The 20,670-nt window shown below is 57.2% G+C and carries 24 protein-coding genes and 4 pseudogenes; 11 read left to right on the forward strand and 17 right to left on the reverse strand.

Annotation, left to right across the window (positions count from 1 at the left end):
* Nucleotides 1-322: 322 nt before the first annotated feature.
* The 3 genes from RBH20_RS20670 to RBH20_RS20680 form a co-directional block, all read right to left on the reverse strand.
* Entirely contained in the window at nucleotides 323-1,474 is a 1,152-nt protein-coding gene (locus RBH20_RS20670) for a hypothetical protein (RefSeq protein WP_306712237.1), read from the reverse strand.
* A gap of 1 nt (nucleotide 1,475) precedes the next feature.
* Entirely contained in the window at nucleotides 1,476-2,561 is a 1,086-nt protein-coding gene (locus RBH20_RS20675; protein ID WP_306712238.1) for a hypothetical protein, read from the reverse strand.
* 91 nt (nucleotides 2,562-2,652) lie between these two features.
* On the reverse strand, nucleotides 2,653-3,144 hold the full coding sequence (locus tag RBH20_RS20680) for a hypothetical protein (protein ID WP_306712240.1): 492 nt from the start codon (nucleotides 3,142-3,144) through the stop codon (nucleotides 2,653-2,655).
* Between the two features lie 374 nt (nucleotides 3,145-3,518).
* Here RBH20_RS20680 and RBH20_RS20685 point away from each other — a divergent pair, with 374 nt between their 5' ends.
* Nucleotides 3,519-4,100, forward strand: a complete 582-nt coding sequence (locus tag RBH20_RS20685) for a hypothetical protein (protein WP_306712242.1) — start codon at nucleotides 3,519-3,521, stop codon at nucleotides 4,098-4,100.
* A gap of 243 nt (nucleotides 4,101-4,343) precedes the next feature.
* A complete protein-coding gene (locus RBH20_RS20690) occupies nucleotides 4,344-4,652 on the forward strand; it encodes a hypothetical protein (RefSeq protein WP_306712244.1) in 309 nt (102 codons plus the stop codon).
* Nucleotides 4,653-4,810: 158 nt separating this feature from the next.
* Here the strand turns inward: RBH20_RS20690 and RBH20_RS20695 are convergent.
* The 3 genes and pseudogenes from RBH20_RS20695 to RBH20_RS20705 form a co-directional block, all read right to left on the reverse strand.
* A pseudogene (locus RBH20_RS20695) lies at nucleotides 4,811-5,434 on the reverse strand (IS5-like element ISHma6 family transposase); the annotation flags it as partial.
* Between the two features lie 9 nt (nucleotides 5,435-5,443).
* Nucleotides 5,444-6,547, reverse strand: coding sequence for an IS630 family transposase (locus RBH20_RS20700; protein ID WP_306712246.1), 1,104 nt, complete (start codon nucleotides 6,545-6,547; stop codon nucleotides 5,444-5,446).
* A 47-nt stretch (nucleotides 6,548-6,594) separates the two neighbouring features.
* A pseudogene (locus RBH20_RS20705) lies at nucleotides 6,595-6,960 on the reverse strand (IS5/IS1182 family transposase); the annotation flags it as partial.
* 120 nt (nucleotides 6,961-7,080) lie between these two features.
* Between RBH20_RS20705 and RBH20_RS20710 the strand changes: the two are divergent.
* The gene (locus tag RBH20_RS20710) at nucleotides 7,081-8,100 is read left to right on the forward strand and encodes a hypothetical protein (RefSeq protein ID WP_306712248.1); all 1,020 of its coding nucleotides are present in this window, start codon (nucleotides 7,081-7,083) and stop codon (nucleotides 8,098-8,100) included.
* Between the two features lie 19 nt (nucleotides 8,101-8,119).
* Here RBH20_RS20710 and RBH20_RS20715 read toward each other — a convergent pair whose 3' ends face one another.
* Nucleotides 8,120-8,380 carry a hypothetical protein gene (locus RBH20_RS20715; protein WP_306712251.1) on the reverse strand — a complete coding sequence of 87 codons (261 nt, stop codon included), beginning with the start codon at nucleotides 8,378-8,380 and terminating at the stop codon, nucleotides 8,120-8,122.
* Nucleotides 8,381-8,465: 85 nt separating this feature from the next.
* Here RBH20_RS20715 and RBH20_RS20720 point away from each other — a divergent pair, with 85 nt between their 5' ends.
* Nucleotides 8,466-8,711 (forward strand): hypothetical protein, encoded by a 246-nt coding sequence (locus RBH20_RS20720; protein ID WP_064287819.1) that lies wholly within the window; start codon nucleotides 8,466-8,468, stop codon nucleotides 8,709-8,711.
* Nucleotides 8,712-8,967: 256 nt separating this feature from the next.
* Here the strand turns inward: RBH20_RS20720 and RBH20_RS20725 are convergent, their stop codons facing one another.
* The 3 genes from RBH20_RS20725 to RBH20_RS20735 all read right to left on the reverse strand — a co-directional run bounded on the left by RBH20_RS20725 (nucleotide 8,968) and on the right by RBH20_RS20735 (nucleotide 10,491).
* Nucleotides 8,968-9,267 (reverse strand): hypothetical protein, encoded by a 300-nt coding sequence (locus tag RBH20_RS20725; protein WP_306712254.1) that lies wholly within the window; start codon nucleotides 9,265-9,267, stop codon nucleotides 8,968-8,970.
* Nucleotides 9,268-9,421: 154 nt separating this feature from the next.
* Nucleotides 9,422-9,745, reverse strand: a complete 324-nt coding sequence (locus RBH20_RS20730; RefSeq protein WP_306712255.1) for a HalOD1 output domain-containing protein — start codon at nucleotides 9,743-9,745, stop codon at nucleotides 9,422-9,424.
* Nucleotides 9,746-9,840: 95 nt separating this feature from the next.
* Nucleotides 9,841-10,491, reverse strand: a complete 651-nt coding sequence (locus tag RBH20_RS20735; RefSeq protein WP_306712257.1) for a helix-turn-helix domain-containing protein — start codon at nucleotides 10,489-10,491, stop codon at nucleotides 9,841-9,843.
* A gap of 413 nt (nucleotides 10,492-10,904) precedes the next feature.
* Here RBH20_RS20735 and RBH20_RS20740 point away from each other — a divergent pair, with 413 nt between their 5' ends.
* From RBH20_RS20740 to RBH20_RS20750, 3 genes are all read left to right on the forward strand, one after another.
* The gene (locus RBH20_RS20740; protein WP_306712259.1) at nucleotides 10,905-11,165 is read left to right on the forward strand and encodes a hypothetical protein; all 261 of its coding nucleotides are present in this window, start codon (nucleotides 10,905-10,907) and stop codon (nucleotides 11,163-11,165) included.
* A complete protein-coding gene (locus RBH20_RS20745; RefSeq protein ID WP_306712261.1) occupies nucleotides 11,165-11,344 on the forward strand; it encodes a hypothetical protein in 180 nt (59 codons plus the stop codon). Before RBH20_RS20740 ends, RBH20_RS20745 begins: the two co-directional genes overlap by 1 nt.
* A gap of 70 nt (nucleotides 11,345-11,414) precedes the next feature.
* Nucleotides 11,415-11,552: a hypothetical protein gene (locus RBH20_RS20750; protein WP_306712263.1), complete on the forward strand. Its 138-nt coding sequence runs from the start codon at nucleotides 11,415-11,417 to the stop codon at nucleotides 11,550-11,552.
* A 234-nt stretch (nucleotides 11,553-11,786) separates the two neighbouring features.
* On the opposite strand, the gene RBH20_RS20755 is transcribed toward RBH20_RS20750, so the two are convergent.
* The 3 genes and pseudogenes from RBH20_RS20755 to RBH20_RS20765 form a co-directional block, all read right to left on the reverse strand.
* Nucleotides 11,787-12,299 carry a hypothetical protein gene (locus tag RBH20_RS20755; protein ID WP_014030740.1) on the reverse strand — a complete coding sequence of 171 codons (513 nt, stop codon included), beginning with the start codon at nucleotides 12,297-12,299 and terminating at the stop codon, nucleotides 11,787-11,789.
* A complete protein-coding gene (locus RBH20_RS20760) occupies nucleotides 12,286-12,978 on the reverse strand; it encodes a nucleotidyltransferase domain-containing protein (RefSeq protein WP_306712266.1) in 693 nt (230 codons plus the stop codon). The genes RBH20_RS20755 and RBH20_RS20760 overlap by 14 nt, the downstream gene beginning before the upstream one ends.
* Before the next feature lie 73 nt (nucleotides 12,979-13,051).
* Nucleotides 13,052-13,200, reverse strand: a pseudogene (locus tag RBH20_RS20765) (AAA family ATPase); the annotation flags it as partial.
* On the opposite strand from RBH20_RS20765, the gene RBH20_RS20770 reads away from it, so the two are divergent.
* Nucleotides 13,179-13,412: a hypothetical protein gene (locus RBH20_RS20770; RefSeq protein ID WP_306712268.1), complete on the forward strand. Its 234-nt coding sequence runs from the start codon at nucleotides 13,179-13,181 to the stop codon at nucleotides 13,410-13,412. The pseudogene RBH20_RS20765 and the gene RBH20_RS20770 sit on opposite strands and share 22 nt — an antisense overlap.
* Nucleotides 13,413-14,660: 1,248 nt before the next feature.
* Nucleotides 14,661-15,809, forward strand: coding sequence for a hypothetical protein (locus RBH20_RS20775; RefSeq protein WP_306712270.1), 1,149 nt, complete (start codon nucleotides 14,661-14,663; stop codon nucleotides 15,807-15,809).
* Here the strand turns inward: RBH20_RS20775 and RBH20_RS20780 are convergent.
* Nucleotides 15,806-15,943: a hypothetical protein gene (locus RBH20_RS20780; RefSeq protein WP_306712273.1), complete on the reverse strand. Its 138-nt coding sequence runs from the start codon at nucleotides 15,941-15,943 to the stop codon at nucleotides 15,806-15,808. The two genes, RBH20_RS20775 and RBH20_RS20780, sit on opposite strands and share 4 nt — an antisense overlap.
* Nucleotides 15,944-16,009: 66 nt before the next feature.
* On the opposite strand from RBH20_RS20780, the gene RBH20_RS20785 reads away from it, so the two are divergent.
* Together RBH20_RS20785 and RBH20_RS20790 are read left to right on the forward strand one after the other, a co-directional pair.
* A complete protein-coding gene (locus RBH20_RS20785) occupies nucleotides 16,010-16,204 on the forward strand; it encodes a hypothetical protein (RefSeq protein ID WP_306712275.1) in 195 nt (64 codons plus the stop codon).
* A gap of 157 nt (nucleotides 16,205-16,361) precedes the next feature.
* Nucleotides 16,362-16,511 (forward strand): hypothetical protein, encoded by a 150-nt coding sequence (locus tag RBH20_RS20790; RefSeq protein WP_155120706.1) that lies wholly within the window; start codon nucleotides 16,362-16,364, stop codon nucleotides 16,509-16,511.
* A 19-nt stretch (nucleotides 16,512-16,530) separates the two neighbouring features.
* Here RBH20_RS20790 and RBH20_RS20795 read toward each other — a convergent pair whose 3' ends face one another.
* The 3 genes and pseudogenes from RBH20_RS20795 to RBH20_RS20805 all read right to left on the reverse strand — a co-directional run.
* Nucleotides 16,531-16,884, reverse strand: coding sequence for a hypothetical protein (locus tag RBH20_RS20795; protein WP_306712279.1), 354 nt, complete (start codon nucleotides 16,882-16,884; stop codon nucleotides 16,531-16,533).
* Nucleotides 16,885-17,995: 1,111 nt separating this feature from the next.
* Entirely contained in the window at nucleotides 17,996-20,212 is a 2,217-nt protein-coding gene (locus RBH20_RS20800) for a type IV secretory system conjugative DNA transfer family protein (RefSeq protein WP_306712284.1), read from the reverse strand.
* Nucleotides 20,209-20,670, reverse strand: a pseudogene (locus tag RBH20_RS20805) (relaxase); the annotation flags it as partial. The gene RBH20_RS20800 and the pseudogene RBH20_RS20805, both read right to left, overlap by 4 nt.

The raw sequence follows: 20,670 nt of genomic DNA on the forward strand, positions 1-20,670 counted from the left end.
ACCGCTCTGTGTTTTATTCGGTGCTTGTCAACTATACCATACGGGATACAGAGGAGTAGAGGAGGCATCGGTCACGTTGACCGTGATTTATTCACGGTTCATCTGGCGAATCCGATGTGTAGACCGTGGGTGCATATAGTTACTACATACATCCGAGCGGGCCTCGTGGCGTTCCCATGCTCACAATGAGCGTGCTTGGAGCGCTCGGATTGACCAGTGTCATAACTCTATGGCCGATACTCACCGCGGTCCTTCTCGGCATCGTCATCATATTGTCGTACAACGGTGTACGATCAACCAATCCCAACCGACTAGAAACGCCCTAGTCCGTCCCCCACGAATCCGATTCATCCAACTCTGTTTTCAATGAATCAGTAGGCTCGAACTCGGCACGAGCTTGGTCATAAGCATCCTCTGCCATTTTAATCGGTGTTCGATACTCGATGTATTTCGGTTTGATGTGCTCCGGAACCTGTGTAGGCATCCCAGTCGGATAGCGCAGACGGAAATCCCGATTCGTATTGATGTTGCTATTCGACCCCGAGTACACCATCCCCGCATCATCAGCCACCACCAGCAGAGTACTTGCCCGTGAACGAATCACGTCAACCTTTTCGTCGGGTGGATCGGAAACCTGTGTTTGTCTCGTCAGTTCGTCTACGAAATCGACTCGGTCGAATTCACGAGGCTGTTCCTTGTCCGCGGCATGCTGTTTGAGCATCAGCCCCATGAACGTCTCACGGAGCGCAATGAAGTCATGACTGTTGAGCGTACAATTGATTTCCGTGTTCTCTCCTTTCCCGTAATCGAACCCCGATTTAAGCACAGTCCGTAGCTGCCGATGAGCAACCGTACCATACTCCTTCCGCAACTCAACCTGCCGATCCCCGTTCCCCTCGTAGTCGTCGTCAACCACCCACAACGAGTAATTATCCGGAGAGACACTACCCTTCATGTACTTGAAATCGATATCCGGCAGATCCTCTTTGGGAGCCGCGGTGACGAACTGGACATGGCCGGGGTCAAGACCCTCAATCGGGATTTGCTCTAGAAGTTCCTCTTCGTGACCAGTGTATAAGTCGCTAACTTTATTGATGTTTTTCGCCCACTCAATGTAGTTCTCACCGCCTGCCTCACACACCACGAAACAGAGATGAACCTCTCGATAGTCTTGCGCCGTTAACAGCAGGTCGGCGGGGGTCTCTTGAATCTCGCACAATGGGTTCGTAAGCGCAACCTCATACTCTGTCTCCATACCTTCATCGTTGTATGGATGGAACCCATCAGCAATCGCTTCGAACACCTCATGCTGGGGCTCGTGCTTGTTCCGGAGTAATGCCTTTACAGCAGTATCAGAAGCGTCGTACGACAGCTCTCTGTGCTTCTCCTCGTACTTCTCCCGGAAGTCAGACTCATCCCGATCAGAAAGCCTGGGAAGGTAGTTATCCGAGTCTACATCTTCCGGCGAAATCATGTTAGACCTCTACTGCTCGGCAGGTAGGATCGAAGTGGTCCTGAACGAAGTTGTAGATACGGAAGTGCTGGTCAATTCCTGAACCCTGATGTGGGTATACTCGAATCGTCTTTCGCCGCCCACGGAGTTTGGTGCTACCGTAGCTGTTCGTATCGACCAGTTGCGCGTCGAAACCGGGAGTGTTTGGCTTTGCTTTGTAGCCTGCAACACTGAACTCCATTTCCTCCTCGCTGATGTGGGGAGCGAAGCTTTCGAGCGGTTCGGTGCTCATTGCTTCATCCATCTCTACAGCCCATGGTCTGCTGCCCGAAATAGTACGATCTTCGAACTGCTCGCTCCGTGCATCGGTATCGTACCCACCGCTGTTAATCGCGTTCTTCACGCGACTTTTTCGGGTCCGTTCACTTCGATATAGCTCCCACGTCTCTGTAATCGAGCCACCTTGGTGCTTGAAGACACCTTCCTGTTTAATTCCGAACTTGAAATGGTTCGGGCGTTCGAACACGAGGTTTGTCGGGAGAACTCCATATTTGATGCGCATCTCCTTGTACGCCTGACGACCATCCTCACCCCAATACGAAACGGTACGGTCGACTTCGTCGCGTTTCTCTGCTGGAATTTCTGTATATTCGGACCGATGGCCAGTAAAGAACGGAATAATCAGATCATCATATTCGCGTGACATCTCTGCGCGTAGCAACTCCATTTGTTCCATGGAGAGCCAGAATCGACCCAGGTTTGGGTCAGATTTAAGGAAGTTTTCGATGGTTCCCGGCATCTCGTCTGTGATGTTTGCGGTGGTGAGGAACACGGGGAAGTCCTCATCGAGATACACGTAGTATGGAATTGAGGACGATTCGGTGTGGGCTGCCAAGAGATAGAGATTGTCGGTTGACCAAATGGTTTCGAAGCCATTTTCGAGAGTTTGGACGAACTCCTCTTTGGTGAGGTAGTCGCTAACGGACCCAATCAGATTGATGTTCCCATCGACATCGTCTAAATCAACATCGTTGGTGATGTACTGGAAGAAATCGGACTCTGAGGAGAAAGAGAGATCTTTCGCTTCAAGGAAGTCTAGTTCACTCATGATGGGTGTCCGATGGATAATGCTCTCGGCTGTGTGGGTGTAATAACTGAATTAGCGGCCCAACATAAGTGTTCACTATCTCACCTACTTTTCAATCATCAGCGGTTCCGTCGTCCTCAGTATCTGGCATCCAGTCTTCCCCGAAAAGAGACTGACGACGATGCTCTAAGGAACTAATCGAGTCGTAGAGGTCTTTTTGATCTGGTTCAGGAATGTCCTCGCCGGATCTGACAGCAGTGATGATTGCCTTGTATCGGAGCACATCAGAATAGAACTCGACAACATCTTTGAGGTCCTTCCGACGAAGCAGCCCCAGCTGACCGACATTCGACTCGTATATCGTGGTCGGAATTGACCCTGCTGGTGGAACGTCAAAAGGGGAGAGCGGCTTGTCTGAGGGTGGTGATCTCCGGGAATTCATCGAGTTCTTGCAATTCTCAAGACCCTTCATTGATTGAATCTCGGCCTTGAGCGCCTTTTTCAGTTTGTGACCGCTCCAGACTTGGCGAACGCCATATGCTAAAATACCACCTCCGAGAAGTGTGGCCGCTATTGATACCCAGGCTGGAACGGTCATTGGCACACCCCAGTTATTTTCCGTGGTTCACATATCTCTTTTCAAGACGATCTGGTTGGACCCGAGTAAACCAGATGCTGTGGAGAGAACTACCGAGCGTTACTGGGGTAGGAGGGGTTATTTATATGGGGCCCTTGGTTGGGGTGATTGGATGGCCTGCCCATGACCGATACGCGCTGTGTATCTTGCATGGCTATCGGAACCGCTCGTCAAACTGGTGATACTATTGACAATAAGTATGCAGATATATCAAGCGGCTGTTTCACTCACTTGCGCAGGTGAATAAACTATATTCAACGGCTGATATCACAGACCGAGAACGATTTTTTGGCCCCCAGTCGGCTGCGGGGCGGTCCAGTGAGAGCGTCCCGACAGTACTCATGGCATCGAAGACCACCAACAGCGATCAGACCGGAGAACAGCACCCAGCATCTAGCGAAGCGCAGTTCCCAGACCTTACAGTCCGCGCCGAGGGGACCGCAAACCGACTTCGGCGCGTGAACGAACCCGGGAAGGCCGATTGTCTCGAAACAGTCGAGGTCGAGCTAGCTGTCGAGTACGATATCGCCTCCTACGACGAGTGGCGCAATCTCGTCGACCCAGACTACGCCATACACGGACGGACCGTTGAGAAGGGCACGATTATCGACGACCTGCTTGACAGACTTGAAGGCCACTACCGCCGGCAGTCGTCCTCTAGGTATGAAGCCCCGGACTGGAATCTCACGGTGACCGGCTCGGCGACTGCTTGGCGACGACTCTTGATGGAATTTACCCAGATGCGCGGTTCAGATTCCGACCGTGCCCACAAAGGCACCCTTCGTCTCAAACGGTTGCTCGCCGCAGACCTCGTAGACACAGGCGCAGCGCTGGCTGCCCTCGAACTCATCAACCAGTATGATCTGGACAGGGCCACGGACACGTTCATCGCAGAAGTGACAGACAGCACGGGCGACGAGTAGCCAACCCGTCCTGTCTTGGCCTCGGCTCTTACCGAAGACAGCAAAACACTGGTATCTGTCTCGAGGTTGGTAGATCGGGCTGTGCAAGATGCACAGCACGAGTCTTGCACGACGGTGCAGTCTATTCGAAACCGAAATTATCGGTCAGTTGTGAATACGACAGCCTTGATTATGCTACGTGACGAGCTACTGCGCAGATTTATCATCGTCCTCCTCATAAGTCAGAGGTGAGGAGAACTACAGATGTGCGGGGAGCAGGTCTCGCTCGACACCATTCTTGATGCTGTCTATGACCTCGGATATGACTCCATTGATCGGGCTGAAGGGTTTCCAGACGAAGCAAGCGGACAAGTCGCACTCCCAGAAAAACATCGCCGAGAACACCCAGAAGGGCTGCGGCGTTTTCTCCCGCGTGTCTACTGTGACGCAGGCAATCCAGACCTCGTTCCTGATGACCTCCGCGCGGCTGTTGAAGAGTGCGGCTGGACTGTCCAAGCAATGGGACGGGACGGCCAGACAGTGACGGTTGTCATCTCAAGGAATGGTGTGTAGTGGGTGAACGTCTCTGACGGATTGATCTACCGATATTGTCGTATCACCAACGGACGCCAATCGCTGCATTGATCCTCTACATCTTGCACGGGAACCAGTGACAACATCATCAGGTCGACAACTGTTTCACTGTATCAGAGGGTGTCATAGAACTCTTCTCACACCGTGATGATCGTGCTTCCCGGATTGTCTCCGCGTTCGTAATTGGTGATTGCGACGACTAGGCGAAGACACAGTGCGAGGAAGACCTGCGCTCGTGCGTGGACGCGGCCTCGGGCGTGCGTTCGCCCGAGGCCGCAGTCCTTCACTGATTCGTTGGTTCGTTCCACTCCAGTGCGGCGATTGTACGTCTGGTTTAGTATCGATTGTTTCAGCTGTACATCCTCGCTGTGTTTCTCAATGCGGTCCTCGACCCTGTATTCGATATCTTTCGGGTCGTCAGCGTTTCTAGCATTGTACGGGGCGACTGGCACGACCCCTGTGGCCAGCAGGTGGTCGTGCCAGTCGAGGGTGTCGTAGGCGCTGTCACCGACCATCCAAATCGGCTTGGCGACGGCGAGCGCGTCACAGGTGACGCGCATCGCTGTCTCTTCTGGCGCTTGTTTGCTCTCGGTGAACTCCGCTGCAATCGGTATTTTTTGTCCGGTCGAAACAATCGTACAGCCGTAGCCGTAGTAGTACTCTTCATCGGTTGGATCGTAGCATTTCGACGCATCTTGGTCAGCGGGCATCGCCCTCACGTCGGTTGAATCGATGCAGTAGGTCAAGTCGAGCAGGCCGCGCCGTAGTACTTAGGAGAAGAACTGCAAGCGAGAGCTGAGGAATTCGTCGATCCATGATTTGGCGAAGCTCAGCCGAGACGTGAGTTGTTCGAACAGTTCTGAGACGAGAGCGCGGAACTCGTTCGCGCTCTCGACAATCAGTGGAGAGGCTTCCCATTTCAGACTCTTCCAGATCTGCTCGATTGGGTTGAGGTCTGGGGATCCAACCGGTAAGAAAACGAGATCAATCCCGAGTTGATGGGCACGCTTGCGTGTGAATTCGCACGTGTGCGCGAAGTGATTATCCAAAACGAGCAGAATCCGCGTTGCGGGATTCTGCTCGCGGATCCTCTCTAAACACTCACAAATCCGTTCTTTCGTCTGGTCTTCTGGGAAACTGACCACACTCTCACCGTTGAGTGCGTAGAAGCCGACCGCTGGTTCGAAAATCTTCACCAGCGGTCGTTCATGATGCGGATCATCGACATACCACAACCGGCGCGAGTTATCGTACGGCTGTGGATGCGATGCATCGAAAAAGCCGACAACAGTGCCTCCATCTGTGCAGACATCCTCATCGACGACCCAGCCTTCCTCGTCGTCGTCTTCGCGTTTATTGTGTGGTTCCTCAGTATCCTCGGCGAGCGCGTCGTTGACGCGCTCGTCGAGAATTTCTTCGGCATTATCTGGCCGTGACGGACGTTTTGTCCGTGGAATTGCGTATGACAATCCGAGATCCTTGAGAAACTCACCCAGGTAGACTGGATGGTACTCAACGCCGAACTCGTCGTTGATGAGATGCTGGATTTCCTGTGGTTGCCACGGTTGGCCGTCACGGAGCATCTCCAAGAGTTGTTCCTGCTCGTCTTCGCCGAGCTTCGGGGGACGTCCGTCCCCGAAGTTCGGCGTTAATTGGCCAAGACCACCTTCGTTCCAGCGACGTGCCCACCGACTACCCGTCGATTCAGATTTGCCAACGCGGTCAGCTGCCTCCTCAAGGCTGTCGCCCTTGTAGAGATTTTTCACGAACGTGAGGCGGCGGACGACCTTCGGATCGTCCGCCTCCGATAGCAACCGATTGAGATCATCTTCACTCAGATGGCGGACGATCTCTTTGCGTCGGTCCCCACTCATTGCAACACCTTCTCAGGCTATCCCCATAACTTCACTTGGGTACTACGGGCGGCCTGCTCGACGAGGTGGTCAAAGACTTCGTCGACGACGTGTTCGAGGTCAGTAAGGAACCGATCGACCGCGTCTCTTGACGGCGGTCGATCGAAGCCACAGCTCAGCCAGACAACCGTGTTCTGAAGCTCCCGCTCAGCAGGACGAATTCCGTAGATATCACGGTAATAGCAGTGGAGGAACCCACGCAGCATCTCTGGTGGTTTATGTTCTCGTGTTCGCCCCGTCTCCGCCGGGGCGAACACGTCGAACTCGCCAAGAAACTCGAAGGAGAGATGCTCAAACAACGCTAACGTCTCGGTCTCCGCGACATTGAAGAACGACTCTACCGAAGGCTCATTCTGCAGGGTCGCTGAGTCCATACCACCTCAGCATTCACCCCGCTCTTTGGTGTGGTAACTGTTCTATGACACCCTCTGTATCAGGCAAGACTCTCGCTCTCTGTTGGTTTGTGCTTCCCTCGGGGCTGGAGTTTAAATACGATGACGAACGCAACCAAGCGTGTGACTGACCGAAATCCTGAGTACGATCCCGCGGATATCCTCGGTGCCGCGAGTTCCGACCCTGAAACGAGGGGAAACGGACGGGAACGAGTCCTCGAATCCACCGGCTATCCCGACCGTACAGAGGATGAGACTCGTACCTGCAGAACCTGCGGACAGGATATCCCACGGGATGAACGCCAGTGTCCGTTCTGCGCTCAAACCGGCGTCTCAGAGATACCTTCCGACGATCAAGGTAGTAGTCCACTTGGGGAGTGGACATTCGGGCGGGTAGTACTCGCACTCGTCGAAGCGAACACCGACTTCCATGCACGAGCCCTCGGCGCTGCGGCCTTCTCCGTTTCCGACAGCATCGCGAGCGGCGAAGACACCTCCCATGGAACCGTGAAGTGTCGAGCAGCGTTCGGGACCGAGCCAGCCGCCACTCTCACGAAGGGCTGGCCCGACCTTCCGACCGAAACCACGATCGACGAGGAACCCGGACAGGCACTCTTGGAGACAGCCGACGAACAGACCAACTGGGACGGAGATGGAGACGACGTCCAGCCACGGATCTATCTTGAGGACGGGTCGCCAGTCACCGACCGCTCGGAGTTCCAGCAGCTCACGGATGAGTTCCGAGAGGCTGATGGGATGTACTGGCTTGTTCCCGGTGTCGTGCAGCGCCATCAGGCGAGAGCCGAACCGGAGATAATCGGTGTCGGGTTCCACTGTCGTCAGTGTGGCGCCGTGACGGGACACGAATCACACGGGCTGGACGGCTTCGAGTGCCACCCACACCTTGACCGCATGATCTGGACCTGCAGGGAGTGTGGGCAGCACCGACACGAGCCCGAACAGGAAGATGACACGGCAGACGTCACGGGCTATGAGCATCTTCCCGACGGCGTCTCACCCGAGGACATCCACGGCGACGAGCCAGACTTCCAGGAACAAGCGTTTCAGGACCAGATCGGTGCCTATCGCGAGCGGAATGGCTTCTTCCCGTGGGAGCGGTAGTCCTCAGTTGAAATTGCAGTCAATCCGGCAGTAGCCGATCCAAGACGACACTCGTCCCGTCCTCGGTCCGGGGCACTGTATTCTCCAGCAAGTGCTCGTCATTTTCGTCGACGTCGAGAATGCCGGGTTCGACGATGCGAGGACCGTCCTCCCGTTCGCCGGTGAGGGTCAGGCACAGCTGGCCGTCGACCTTCCCACCGACAACCGAGATCGTCGCAACTTCGTCGGGAAACGAGACGGTCGTCCAGCCATCGGGTTTCCGGACCCGCAATTCGGTCATCAGTTCTTCTTCTCTCGGCGAAAAGCATCAGCGCTCTGGCTGGGGTACGAGCCATTTTGTGTCTCCCTCGGAGCCGGAGGAGATCATGAGTACCACAGCGCCTTCCTTCGAGGAGTATGACTTCGACCGCGGCGACCACGTCCGAACCGACTGGACCGACGGAGACGGCCCACTCGATGCAGTCGTCGGAACCGTTACAGAAATTTCGCGTTCCGGCGGCAACGTGATCGTCTCTGTCGAGGCTGACGACGACCAGTATCCCGACCGCTCGATCTACGGCGGGACCCATGATTGCGCTCCCGAGTGGGTCGAGACAATAGAGCAATCCTAGTCTGACAGCAAGGGAACTCATCCCTATTTTCTGAGCCTCTACCGGGCGAGAGGCGTTCCAGAGAGAGCATCTTAATTACCAGCTATGTCTAGCGTGTCATAGAAATCGTCACACCCGATTTACTGCGGTGCAACCGGGCGTGAAAATGTTGGGATAGGTATAGTTACAGAAGGTAGTGCAAGATATAGAGGGTCAGAGGGTAGAATCAGCACCGTAACCGAAACTAAGACGGGATCTATTTTTGCTCTGTGGTGTCTCAGCGGTCGTCACCGCGATTGGGTAGCGGACGCCCCGAACCAAAGTGTGTCCCTCGCCTCACTGTCTCTTCGCGTCGATTGAACTTGATTACTCCCACAGACTGTAACTCGGGGAGATGGACGTGGTAGAATTCGTACACCAGTGTAACGTACTCCTCGGAGGAGAGCGTTTCATCATCCCGAACAATCGGCGTCGCGTCGATCGTCTCCTCCGCTGCTAAGGCGGCCACTATTCGTTCTTGTTGCGTTCGCAGCGCAGTCTGGAAGTCCTCACGACTCGACGCAGTCTGCTCATTCATCTTCAGTCGTGACTCCGAGGTCGAAATTCACACACCCACACTCCGAGCACTCGTCCTGATACGGGGTGACCTCTGCACCGGGCGTCCGTTTCCGGCCTATTCGAGGCGTTCTGTAGCTAGCACACTCAATGCGATACGGGAGCATTGGTGCTGATTACGCCCCCTCGACAGGATTCGCCTCGATGGCATCTTCACCAGTGACCGTGATCTCGAATCCTTCGTACCTGAAGGAAATATTGACACCGCTCCCCAGGTCGGCAGACGGCCCCGTCGCCAGTCTGTCAAGCGCGTCTGTATCGACAACGGACTGGAGTGTTGCTAGGTGCTGTGGCTCTCTGTCAAGAGCGGCAGCGACAATTGCAATGACCGCTAAACTCGTCGGGTCACGAGTACTATCGTACGTAGCTTTGAACGATTTCCTTTCCGCGTCGAATTCAATCGGGCTCAGTGACTCCGCAATCCCTCTATCGACAGCCATCGTCTGAGAAGTTTTCATTAATAAAACAGAGGTCGTCTACGGGGTTGAGGGTGGCTTTTGCTATAGCAATGTGTTCTTATACGAATTTTCTGTGCTTATTCTTCAGGAGAGATGAGGGTACTGGCTACGAGGCGTCGGAGACCGCGCTGCAACCGTGATGAGACCGCCTGTCGGGTGATGCCGAGTTCATCTGCGAGATCGGCTTGCGTGGCGTCGCGTGGCGAATCGAAGTATCCGCTCGAATACGCCAGTAACAGTGCGTTCCGTTGCCCATCGGTCAGGTCGTACTCCCGGTCGGATTTGAGTGACGAGATCGCGTGTAGTTCAGTCAGTTCGATCGGGATGTCGTAGTTTTGGCAGTACGTCTGGAAGTCGGCGAGGTCTTGTTGCTCGTTTGCCCGGACTGCGAACGTCCATTGCTCTTCGCTGCCGATGCCGGACAGGAGGGTGACCTCGGTATTGACGATGGCAGTGAGAATGCTCTCGTGATCGAGGTTCCAGTCGATACGGACGAACATCTGTTTCTCGACCTGGTCGATTATTTTGACCTGATCGATTCCGATGTCAGCACTCAGATCTGTGGTGAGTTTGTCGGTGTCATCAGCGGAGATCCAGAAGTAGGGAATGACAGCCTCGCCCGTCGGGACGACACGATCTAACTCGATTGTGACATCCGTCAACTGCTCAAACACCACGGCCAACGGGAAATCGTCGTGCTGGATCGTGAACGAGGCCTCGATTGTCATACTAACCGACTAGTGGGTCTCCCTCTTGTGTCAGTCGCTGTTGAGACCCATGCGGGGACGGGCGAGATGTAGTCAGTCCAGTTCCTTCGCTGCTCACTGGTGTGTGGGTTCCAACCAGGGAGCTGGAGTGCTGACTATGCGCTGTGTATTCGGTAAACCCACTAAAACCGATTGCCGCTTGAAGCCTTCAATAAGGGTGCATGAGTGGGAGCGATGGCCTCAGACGCTCCCGAGGCCCCAACCATTTGTGGAGGCCGCCAAGGTTGTGATACGTTAGCAGAGGTCATAATTCATTCGTCTGTTCTGCTCGGTGGAGTCAGTCCGCTGGTGACTGATTCGCGCTGTGTATCTTGCACACGCGTCTTGACAAGACTTGGATAGGCAGACCGTGCGGAGCTTTCTATGACACGCTGATGTCGAAAAAACACGCGATCCAGACCAAGTTGAAGGGCTACGTCGTCATGACTCAGAGCGGGCCAGACGGCCTCGGCTTTGGCACGTACACACGCACCCATCCTGCGTACCTGAAAGCGCGCATTGAGGCACAGCAGTCTCCAGCAGCCGTCGTCGTGGTCAACGTCAAGCGAGCACGCCACATCGCTCGCGAGTACCACGGCTGGGACCTGCCAAGCGAAGACGAACTCTGTCACCAAGCGATGGAGGGCGATGCGTGATGTCCAGTGACTCGTCCCAGTATATGACCTGCAGAACCGACGAGTGCGACGCGCCGATCTTCGACGCCGAGCGCATCGCGTCTGTCGACGGAGAGTACGGGCCGTACATGGCTGTCGGGCGTCACGCCGGCGTCTGTTCGAGCGGCCATCTCTCTGTCTGGGACGTCGCTGAGGCCTGAGTCCCGTCGAGTGCGTACTCGTACTGGAAGCAATTTTGTGTCCCCCGAGAGGGTGAGGGGTTTCCCGAACATGAGCACCGAACAGCAGTCCGTCGACGAACAGTCTCCAAGCACCGAAGCCGACGACCGACCAGACATTCGTGCCCAGCATGAACGGGCACAGGCCAGTGGCGAAGTTTTTCAGGGCCGTCCTCACGGTGAGCGATGATACCCTAGATTGTTACCGGTTCCAAACAGCGGCAGTGTGTGTCCAGAAGTCCTATCTCGATAGGGTGATCTACGATCCGATCACCTGGGGAAGAAACACAGTCACTCACTCTGTTCATGATGTACATCGGCCAGTATAGAGAGCTATCCATCGCCTCTACAGATAGGTAAGGCGAGTGCCTTGGGGATTTACCCCGAGGTTCTTTACCTGAATTGATAGAATTGCTTTACGGATTCATTTTCGATCGTCGCAGCTGCACCGGGAGTGAGCGTCAGCAAACTCCACGAGATATTGGTGGATTTCTTCCGCCAAGTCGTGCATTGCCATGGCGAAGTCTCGACCGGGCCGGTCGATGTCATAGTAGAAGCGTGCCCGATGTTCCGAGCGGAAGGCTTCGATCCGACCAGCGACGTCCTCGTCGGAGAAGACGTTTCGCACTGCGATGTCGTCGAATACTTCCTCGTGTTTAATGTAATCTGCGGACTCCGCCGCCGTCATCTCTACAAGGTAGAACTGGAACGACCGCTCGATGGCGTTGAACGACAGTTCGACGATGCTCACGTAGTTGTTCGTTCCCTGCCGAAGCTGCCGGCACGTCCCCAGCATGGCACAGGCCTTCCCGAGTTGGATGTCAGCGTCGTCGTCAGCCCGCTGCCAGGAGAGCGAGTCCTGTGCCGGCCCGGTTTGGTCATCCTCTAGCAACTGTTCGGCGTGTTCGAGTGCGGCGACGACTTCATTCAGACCCATTTCCAAACACCTCCTGTTTTATCGCGTCGAGTGCCGGCGACTCTCGGAGCGTCAGCCCTTCGGCAAGAATGTTGCCGATCTGGTCGTGGTTCGCGGCCGACTCGCTGGGTTCGACGACAATATGGGCCTCGTACCGATCGCCGTCAAATTCCTCGTCGGCGATCTCCTGTTCGATGGTGTGGGCCTCACGCTGTGCCTGCATTCGGTCGCCCTCGACAACGACGAACAGGTCGATGTCGCTCGTTCGATCAGCGCTCCCTCGTGCGACGCTGCCGAAGAGGACGACGCCGATTTCGTCGGTAACCCGTTCTTCGAGTCTACTCAGAATTGCTCTGACTGGTGCGTGATACGCTGCTTGTGGAATGGTCGTCACTGGATCATCGGCCTTGACAAGCATTGCTGAATCCATCTGAACAGCATTCGCCCGGCCAGATCGGTCGACGGTAATCACGCCAAGTGCTTCGAGCGTATCGACGGCGGCATTCACGCTACTCAGTCCTTTTCCCGTCACCCGGTGGAGCTCTCGATTCGTGAACCTTCGATCTGGGTTGTCGACAAGGATATGGAGGATATCAGCAGTTGCCCCATATCGGAAAGCGTCGGGCTCACCGAGCGGGATGGGGAGCCGAACGTAAGATCCCTCTTTCGGATTCCCACTTTGAACTCCGTCACCATTCATGGCTGGTCTAATGGTTCAAAGAGCCAAAAATCTTGATACTGAAGAGATACAGAGTTCTCGGAGCTGTCTCGACCTATTGCATCGGCGACGCAGCTGCCGAATCGACGAGCGAGTACTTTTGTCTCGACTCGTCCTCCCCGCCTCGAGGAGGTTGTACTGCGCCATTTTGGAGAGGTACGTCCGGACGGTCCGTTTCGTCCATGGGTCGTCTCGGTGGCGTGAGAGTCGAAGAGAATTGCGAGCCGGACCGGATGCTCCCGAAGGACAGCTTGGAGGCCGTCGAGATTAAGGGTGGTCTCAGTCGTGGTCGAGTCCGCGTATCTCACTACTCGAAACGCGCGATTGGAGACGAGAAGGACACGACTGCACTCCCGCTGGCAGTCGGTCCCTTGCAGCGTGGGGCAGACGGCCGGGCGAAGCAGACGGATGCCTAATTATGATGTCGTAGAGCAGCTTACAGGGTAGTTTGTTTCATGACTCTTGAGAGAACTACCCTATCAGTAAGTATGCGAGTGCCGCAGGTCGGCTGCAAACTCTGTTTGTTTATGCTGGCGATTCGTATTAGTATGCTCTTCAGGACAGTATCGAGAATTGTGGCCCTGATAGCCGTGCCGATCATCCCTTGGATACCTGGTGGATAGCAGCGTGGGGCTGGCAGGCGGGCTGAGAGCGCGAGAGACGAGTGTGTGTCGGCGTGGGACTGACGGCCGGGCAGATACAGGTGGTTGGCTGGTGTGACACCTGACCGCCGGGCAGCCGCCGCTGGGCGGCACGCTCGCTCTTGGCGGAGCCGGTGCGTGAGTTGTGGGCCGGCGAAGAGGGTTCGGGTGGCGTGTGTCTCGTGTGTGTCCGGCGGTGGGTTCTGGAACTGCTTGGCCTGGAGTCGAGTCCTGTGGCACTCGTGACAGTGTCGAGGGAGCCGACGGTTCGGCTGGCGGGACTTGAGGGACTGCTGGTGGCGAGACTCGTTGCCCTGACGCCGGCGGCACGGCTGACTTTGACGGGACTGCTGGGGCTTACGGCACCACTCCGAACAGTATCGCGACGACGGACTCGGTGTCGGACCAGCACACCTTGAAAGCCCCACGCCGCTGGCGGTCGCTCAGCGACATATCCGCGCAAACCGCACGCGGATAGGGGCCGCTGACGCGACCACGGCAAGCGCCAGCGGCGTGCCCCTTTCAGTCCCACCCGACTGCTACGGCTCAGCACAGCAGAATCGAACGCACGCGTCGGAGTCGCGCGCGATCCGGCTGAGGAACCCTCGCGGCCGGCGCTCCCTCGCCGGAACGAGGACGCTCCTTGCAGTCGCTGTGTTCCGGGCTGCTCACTTCGTTGCGCTGCCGGGCTTTCACCCATCCGGCACTCGCTTGGCCGCGCGGGATGCTGGCTCACCGCACCCGCACACGATGGGACCGCCCGCCGGGGTGTCAACCACCGACGGTCTTTATATACTATTTTCCCTCGAAACGCGAAATACAAGACGCCGCTTAGAAACCACTCAGACACCCGAATATTGCACTTGAAACAATCCAAATAGTCCGGTAGCTTTAAGTAGTCGGCACCCATGCCTTTACGTACGGAAAGACACGACGCACGCGGCGCTGGCAGGGCAGTTTCACGCCGCAGAAATCGGGTGTAGCAGCACCCGACAAGTGTCTTTCTGTGATGGACGAAAGACAATGTACGCTAGCAATTCCAGCGGTAAGAAAGCATCGGCAAGCAACCAGACGGTTTCCCTTTCGGCCCACGTCGAGGGTGGCCCCGAACAGCTTCTAGAGGCGGTCGCAGAGACGGAGAACGGCGATGAACTCGATTTCAGGATGAATCGGGGTAGCGATAGCCGTGGCAACTTCTACGCCCGGCAGGAGGAGGCATACGACTGGACGCGCTCGACCGAGGTTGGCCCGGACCGGCGCTTTGGCGAAACGCTAGAACAGCAGGAAGAACGCCACGGCCGCGAAGCCGAGCAAGCCCGACACTCCGAGGTCGCACGCGCCCACGTCGACGGTGCCGACCGCGAAGCCTCGGCTCGCCAGCTCACCGACGCCGAAACCGGACGGGCTGACGGGTTCCGCTCCCCGGCTGACCCTCGGCAGTGGATGGACCGCGACACGCTGGCGCGAGTCAACCAGCAGGCCGCGACGCTGGCAGACAAAACCAGTCTGTCGCAGGCGGCGGCGAGCCGCCGACTCGCGGCCCTTGTGTCCGGGCAGATGGGCGACTGTAACAGCCTGTATGAGGCTTCCTTTACCGTGTTCAGGGACGCCCGTGACGAACTGCAAGTCCCCACGCCTATCGACGAAGTGAGCCCCTACGGCTACGAGTGTACGGTCGAGGGCGAAGTGACCCACATCATCGCGGAGCCAGACGCTCGGAACCAGTACCAAGTCCTCTATATCGAGGACGACGAGGGAACGAGCGCGAAGGTCACAGTCTGGGGCAAGTCCATGCATGGCGGCGAGATGGTGCGCACGCTCTGCGAGGGCGACCGGGTGCGAATCTCCGGGGGCAAGCCCGACGACTACAACGGTATCAAGACGGTGGCGGTCACGAGCGACACGCTCATGTGCATCATCGAGCGCGGCGACGGTCCCGCGCCCACCGGACACGGGGGCGGTTCGTTCGGTTCGTCCGGTGATAGCCGAACGGCGGCGTCGTGGGAAGCCGAGTCAGACACCCATCAGTGGGCCAACGAGCGGGACACTGACCGCGCGGTCGCCGTGACGCTCGGGAAGGCCCGCTGTCCCGAGTCCGGGTGTTCGGACCTGTTCGATACCGAGCACGGGGCCGCCACCCATCAGGGGCTCGTCCACTCCAAAGCAGACTAACGCCCGGTAGCGAGGGCGTCCCCCATCGAGCGGGGGGCTTCCTCGGGCGGTGCGACGGTGCTCGCGCACGCGGCCTCGCCGCCGCCTCCGGCACAGCGGACGGCGGCGAGACAACCGCGCGCACGGACTGGCACGCCACCGCACCAGCGCGTCAACGTGGGTCAGTCTGGTGGCGGCTGTGAGAGAGCCGATGTCCTGGTGTGTGCGTGGGCGTGGGCCAGCCGGCCCGGGAGCAACTGGGGCTGAGTGGCTGGTGGGTTGCGACAGCGCGCGACGCCGACGGAACGCTCCGCTCGGCGCTATCGCGCGCCTCGCGGCGGTCCATCGTGCCTGCGGTAGCGGGCGCGATCCCGGCCTGCCGCCGGGAGGTAGACGGGAACCGCTCTTGCCGGTGAGTCGGGGCATCTTCTTCTAACCAACAAAGTCGGCGCAATCTGGGGTGCTGTTGGTTAGTCGGTGTCTGGGCCCGGTATCCCGGATAGACACACCTCGATTTTGTGTGGCCGCAGGCTGGTGGCGGCCAGACAGGGCCGCCGGAAGGTGATATCTCAAATGGGAGACGTCCAGTGTCCACGCTGTGAAGACGTATTCATTACCGAGTTCGATGCGGTCCGGATTCGGTCGGGGTCGTTCCACGACTCTGACCGCAACGAATCGTTTGACCAGCTCTGTGAGGACTGCTATCGCGAGGTCGTGAAGTAGCGCTGGTCAGACTACTCCCTCATTTTTCGACGGGGTCTGGGAGACGACCAAACTCAGTTTCTAGCAAGACTTCCAGATCATCAGTTTCCGTGTCTCTCTCAGCGAAGAACCCTTCAACCACTTCGCGGTCGCTATGATACTGGACGATAGCTTCGTATCCGTATCGGTTGTTTGCCCCGGCAGGGTACCAGTGCTTGACACGGACTTTGAACTCTCTATCTTCCCACGTCCACAGGCGGACTTTGATCGGGTGTTTGAGCTTCTGCCGGGCAATGTCGATCACTTCGTCGACGACCGGCCCGATCGTTTTGATGCTCGGAATCTGACGCTGGTTGGATGGCTGTTGCTCTGGAGAAAGGTGTGGCTGTGGCATGAGAACGGTGCGATTCAGACTTGGCCGTCATCGCTCAAAAAGCTCCGGGTCGGGGTGGCTCCAGCTGGCACACATCGAGATACCGATTCCACGGAGTTCCGGATGTATCGCAAGCGTGGGTCTGCCGGCCGGGGAGAAACCGGGCTGAGTAGCTAGTGGAACGTCCCAGCGCGCGACGCCACTGACAGACTCGCGATGCTCGTCTGTCGTGTCCTCGTTCGCTGGTGCTCACTCGGACGACGGGGCGCTGCGCTCGGCGCGGTCGCGCGCCTCACGCCGGTCCAATCGTGCCTGCAGTGGCGGGCGCGATCCCCGCCAAGAGTCGGCGGTTCCCCGGCTGAATGCCACACTAAATTACGATATCGTGAAGATGGGAAAACAAGGCGCGTTATACTTGTTGGGAATCGGATACAAAGCTCCGGACAAGGTGGTGTGGTCGCCGACCGGTGACTGTCGGGTTGTGCGCCACGAAGGGGCGAAGCGAGCGAGGGTCGAGCGTGGGTCTGCCAGCACTGGCTCAGTTCGCGTGTGGTCGTGATCGGCGTGGCCCTGGACGTCCGTGGCCGGCGACGTGCGTGGCACAGTGGACTCGCATGACACTCGGTGGGGCTGGCTCACCGTGAGCAGTCCCGGTCGGAATCTGGGGAGTGAGGCGGGACATATCTGTGCTCCAATAGTTATGGTCGGGGGCTGAGTGGGCGGGCTTTACTCTATCCGAGTTCCGTCGCTCGTTACCGACTTTTATGTTTCATTTCTTATGCATCGCTGTTTCCAGCGCCTGCCTCACGACTGAATCACTGGGGGACAAGATAAAGAGTGTCTTACATCGGCGGTTTTCGGTGAATAATTCGACCGCCGTCTTGCGATTTAGGTTTGTGTCAGTCGGGGGTGGTGATTCACTGCCGGTGATTCAAACCGGGTGAAAACCGCCGCCGTATTGCGATTTCAAGGATTTAATAGTAGAAATAAAGATAAGTATCGAAATTTGATAGAATAGGAGATAGACGTTCTTGGTATCCACTCTTACCGGCGGCGTAGAGAGAATTACAGTCGCAGAACAGCACAAAAGTATTAGATATTCTATACAGGGGAACGAGTTCACAACGGCGGATTACATGAACTCAGATACGTCGCGCTCCTCCTCTTTTGACTCAGTTTCGTCCCGCTCTTCAGTCTCGTTTGAGTCTCCCTCTGCATCTGATTCAGTGGGTGATTCACCGCCTTCCTGCTGGTCAGATTCCGTCCCACCTAAGCTGGAATCTGGGTCCGACTCAGAGAAGAGTCCCCCAGTGTTGTCGTCGGACTGCTGGTCGTGATCGCCACCGTCGTCCTTACCTTCTTTATCTGATAGGTCTGGGCGGTCTGTGTCCGGAGACGTGACGGCAGTGTTTGCTGCTGTCTGGTCGAGTGGGTCGGTCGACTCGTCGTCGCCCAACCCGTCTGTCGTGTCGGCGGTTGGCTCGACTTCGGAGTCACGATCCGGGCCACTCTCTCTGGACTCATCGCCGTCGGTCTCACCAAGTGACCCACGGAGTACGTCGTCGAGTCGGGCCCGAGTGAACGAGAACCAGCTGTCACTCTCGATGTCAGTGTCATCCTCAGTGGGTTCCGGTTCCGAACTGCCCGGCGACTCCGCACCCTGTGCCGGGAGGCTATCGCGAACGTCGTCTAGTTCGTAGGACTGGCCGTGGACCCACGTCGTCCGAGAGACAGCAACGCACTCACCGGGCTGGAAGTCTCGGAGCAGGCCGGATGTGACCGGCGTTTTGTCCTTCTCTTTGTACGTGTCCCGAGCCTGCGTTCGTGGATTTTCACCGCGCCCCTGGTGGCTCATCGAGACCATCTCGGAGCGATCATACTGACGGCTTTCGCCGAGTTCGTCGAGGATGAAGTCCGTCGACTCAGTGTCTCCCGGACCAAAGTAGACTCCCTGCGGGCAGTTGCCGACAATGCCAGATATTGTACTGTATGTGTCCTTGAGCTGGCCGATTGTCTGGACGCCGACCAATGCCCGTGCCTTGTGTTTCCGGCCTCGGGCCGTGAGATTCGTCACCTGAGTAAGTGCCGGCAGCGCGTCAATCTCGTCGAGGATGTGGACCGTCGGATTCGAGGCGTTCATCGCGTAGCGGATCGACCAGTCTACGAGCAGCTGATACATCGGTCCGAGCGTTTCCAGTTCCGTCGGGTTCGAGTCGATGATGAGGACTCGCCCTTCCGGGTTCTCGATGTACTCTTGCAGGGAGAACTCTCCGTAGTCCCCGAAGTCGCCGGTGAAGACGGGGTCAACGTTCTCCTTGATGGTCTGGTAGACGTTCTGTGCACCTTTCCCCTTGTCAGGGTCGATATGACCAGAATCCAGCCGGTCGAACTCGTCAAGGGCTTTCTTGAGCGCGATATGACCCTCGTTGAGCAGCGAGACGATATCGGCGTGGCAGAGCGCGTGACGGCGATTGTTCTTTTGTGCGCTAAGATGCAGGTACATCAGCATCTCCGCAAAGGTCTGTTTGGCGGGCCGGTGGAACGGGTCGTGGCCGTCGGCTTCGCCGAAGATCGCGCCGGCGACCTCGCGGAAGTCCGACTCCGAATCGGCGTCCTTGAACAGATTCCAGACTACGTCGCTATCCTCGTGCCGAATGCGCTGAACGTCGAAGCCCAACTCCTCGTAGAATGCTTGAAAGTCCTCGCCGGTGTCGTGGGCGATGACCGCTGTGTTACTGTAGTACGGGAACTGGTAGGCTAGCAGCTTCATCATCGACGTCTTCCCTGACCCGGTCTCGCCCACGACGGCTGTAGAGACATCTTGGTCGAGCGTGAACGGCATCTCGGCCTCTTCGTGTTCGTGAGAGACTTCTTCGAGTGGGACGACAGACTCCCCGTCGTCGTGGTCCCACTGATTCATCGCGAGCATTTCCGGCGAGGTTCGACGAAGCAGTTCCCCGGAGAACACGATACCGATTGAGATGGCATACAGGATCACCGTGGTCGAGTACGAGACCATCGGCAGCGACAGGCCGGGCACGGTGAAGTCAGCGAACAGTGTCCCCACTGAGATAGCAGCCAGAACGTGTGCGAACGGGAACAACAGCGCTGCGCTGGGTGTCTGGACAAGCACGTCATAGAAGAACGCCGCACTGATCAGTCCAAAGCCGAGGTAAATGTAGCGCCACGCCCAGAACCGCTTTGGGAGAACCTTGTCGCTGTCGACGATCATCGGCGGGAACAGCAACATAAATCCAGCCCAGACGAACCCGACGACGTTGTCGTACTTGAGGCTATTCGGGACTTCGCCGGAGCGTTGTCCTGGTGGTGCAGAGGAACTAGAACTCACTGCCACCACCCAACTTCGCGTTCGGGTTCCTGCTCGCGTTCGAGGGCAGCTTCGGCGTCAGCGTCGCGCGGTTCCTCACGCTGTTCTGAGAGTGGCTCAGTTTGCCGCTCATCGCTTGCTTTCTCAGCCGTGGGCTGTCCGGCGTCTTTCTGTTGACTCTTCTCAGTCGCCCGCTTGAGCGCTTTTTCTGCTTCGGGGTTCAGCGATAGTTCTGCCTCGTGGTACTGCTCCCGTGCTTCTTGATCCACGACCCGGCCAATGTCCTCCGGAGCATCGCGAGCGGCAGCCGTTGGGTCGCGCGTTCGAGCGGGTTCTTCAAACGCGGTCGCTGCTTGTTCGCGCATCTGTCGGATATCTTCCCGACCCATTTCTAATTCCGCACGCTCGCCAGTCGCCGCGATATGTGCATGGGGAAACTCTGTGTCTCGGTGAACACCATACACGCAGTCGGTTGTCGG

Origin of the sequence: Haloarcula sp. H-GB4, assembly GCF_030848575.1 — an archaeon.
In the GTDB taxonomy this organism is placed as follows: Archaea; Halobacteriota; Halobacteria; order Halobacteriales; family Haloarculaceae; genus Haloarcula.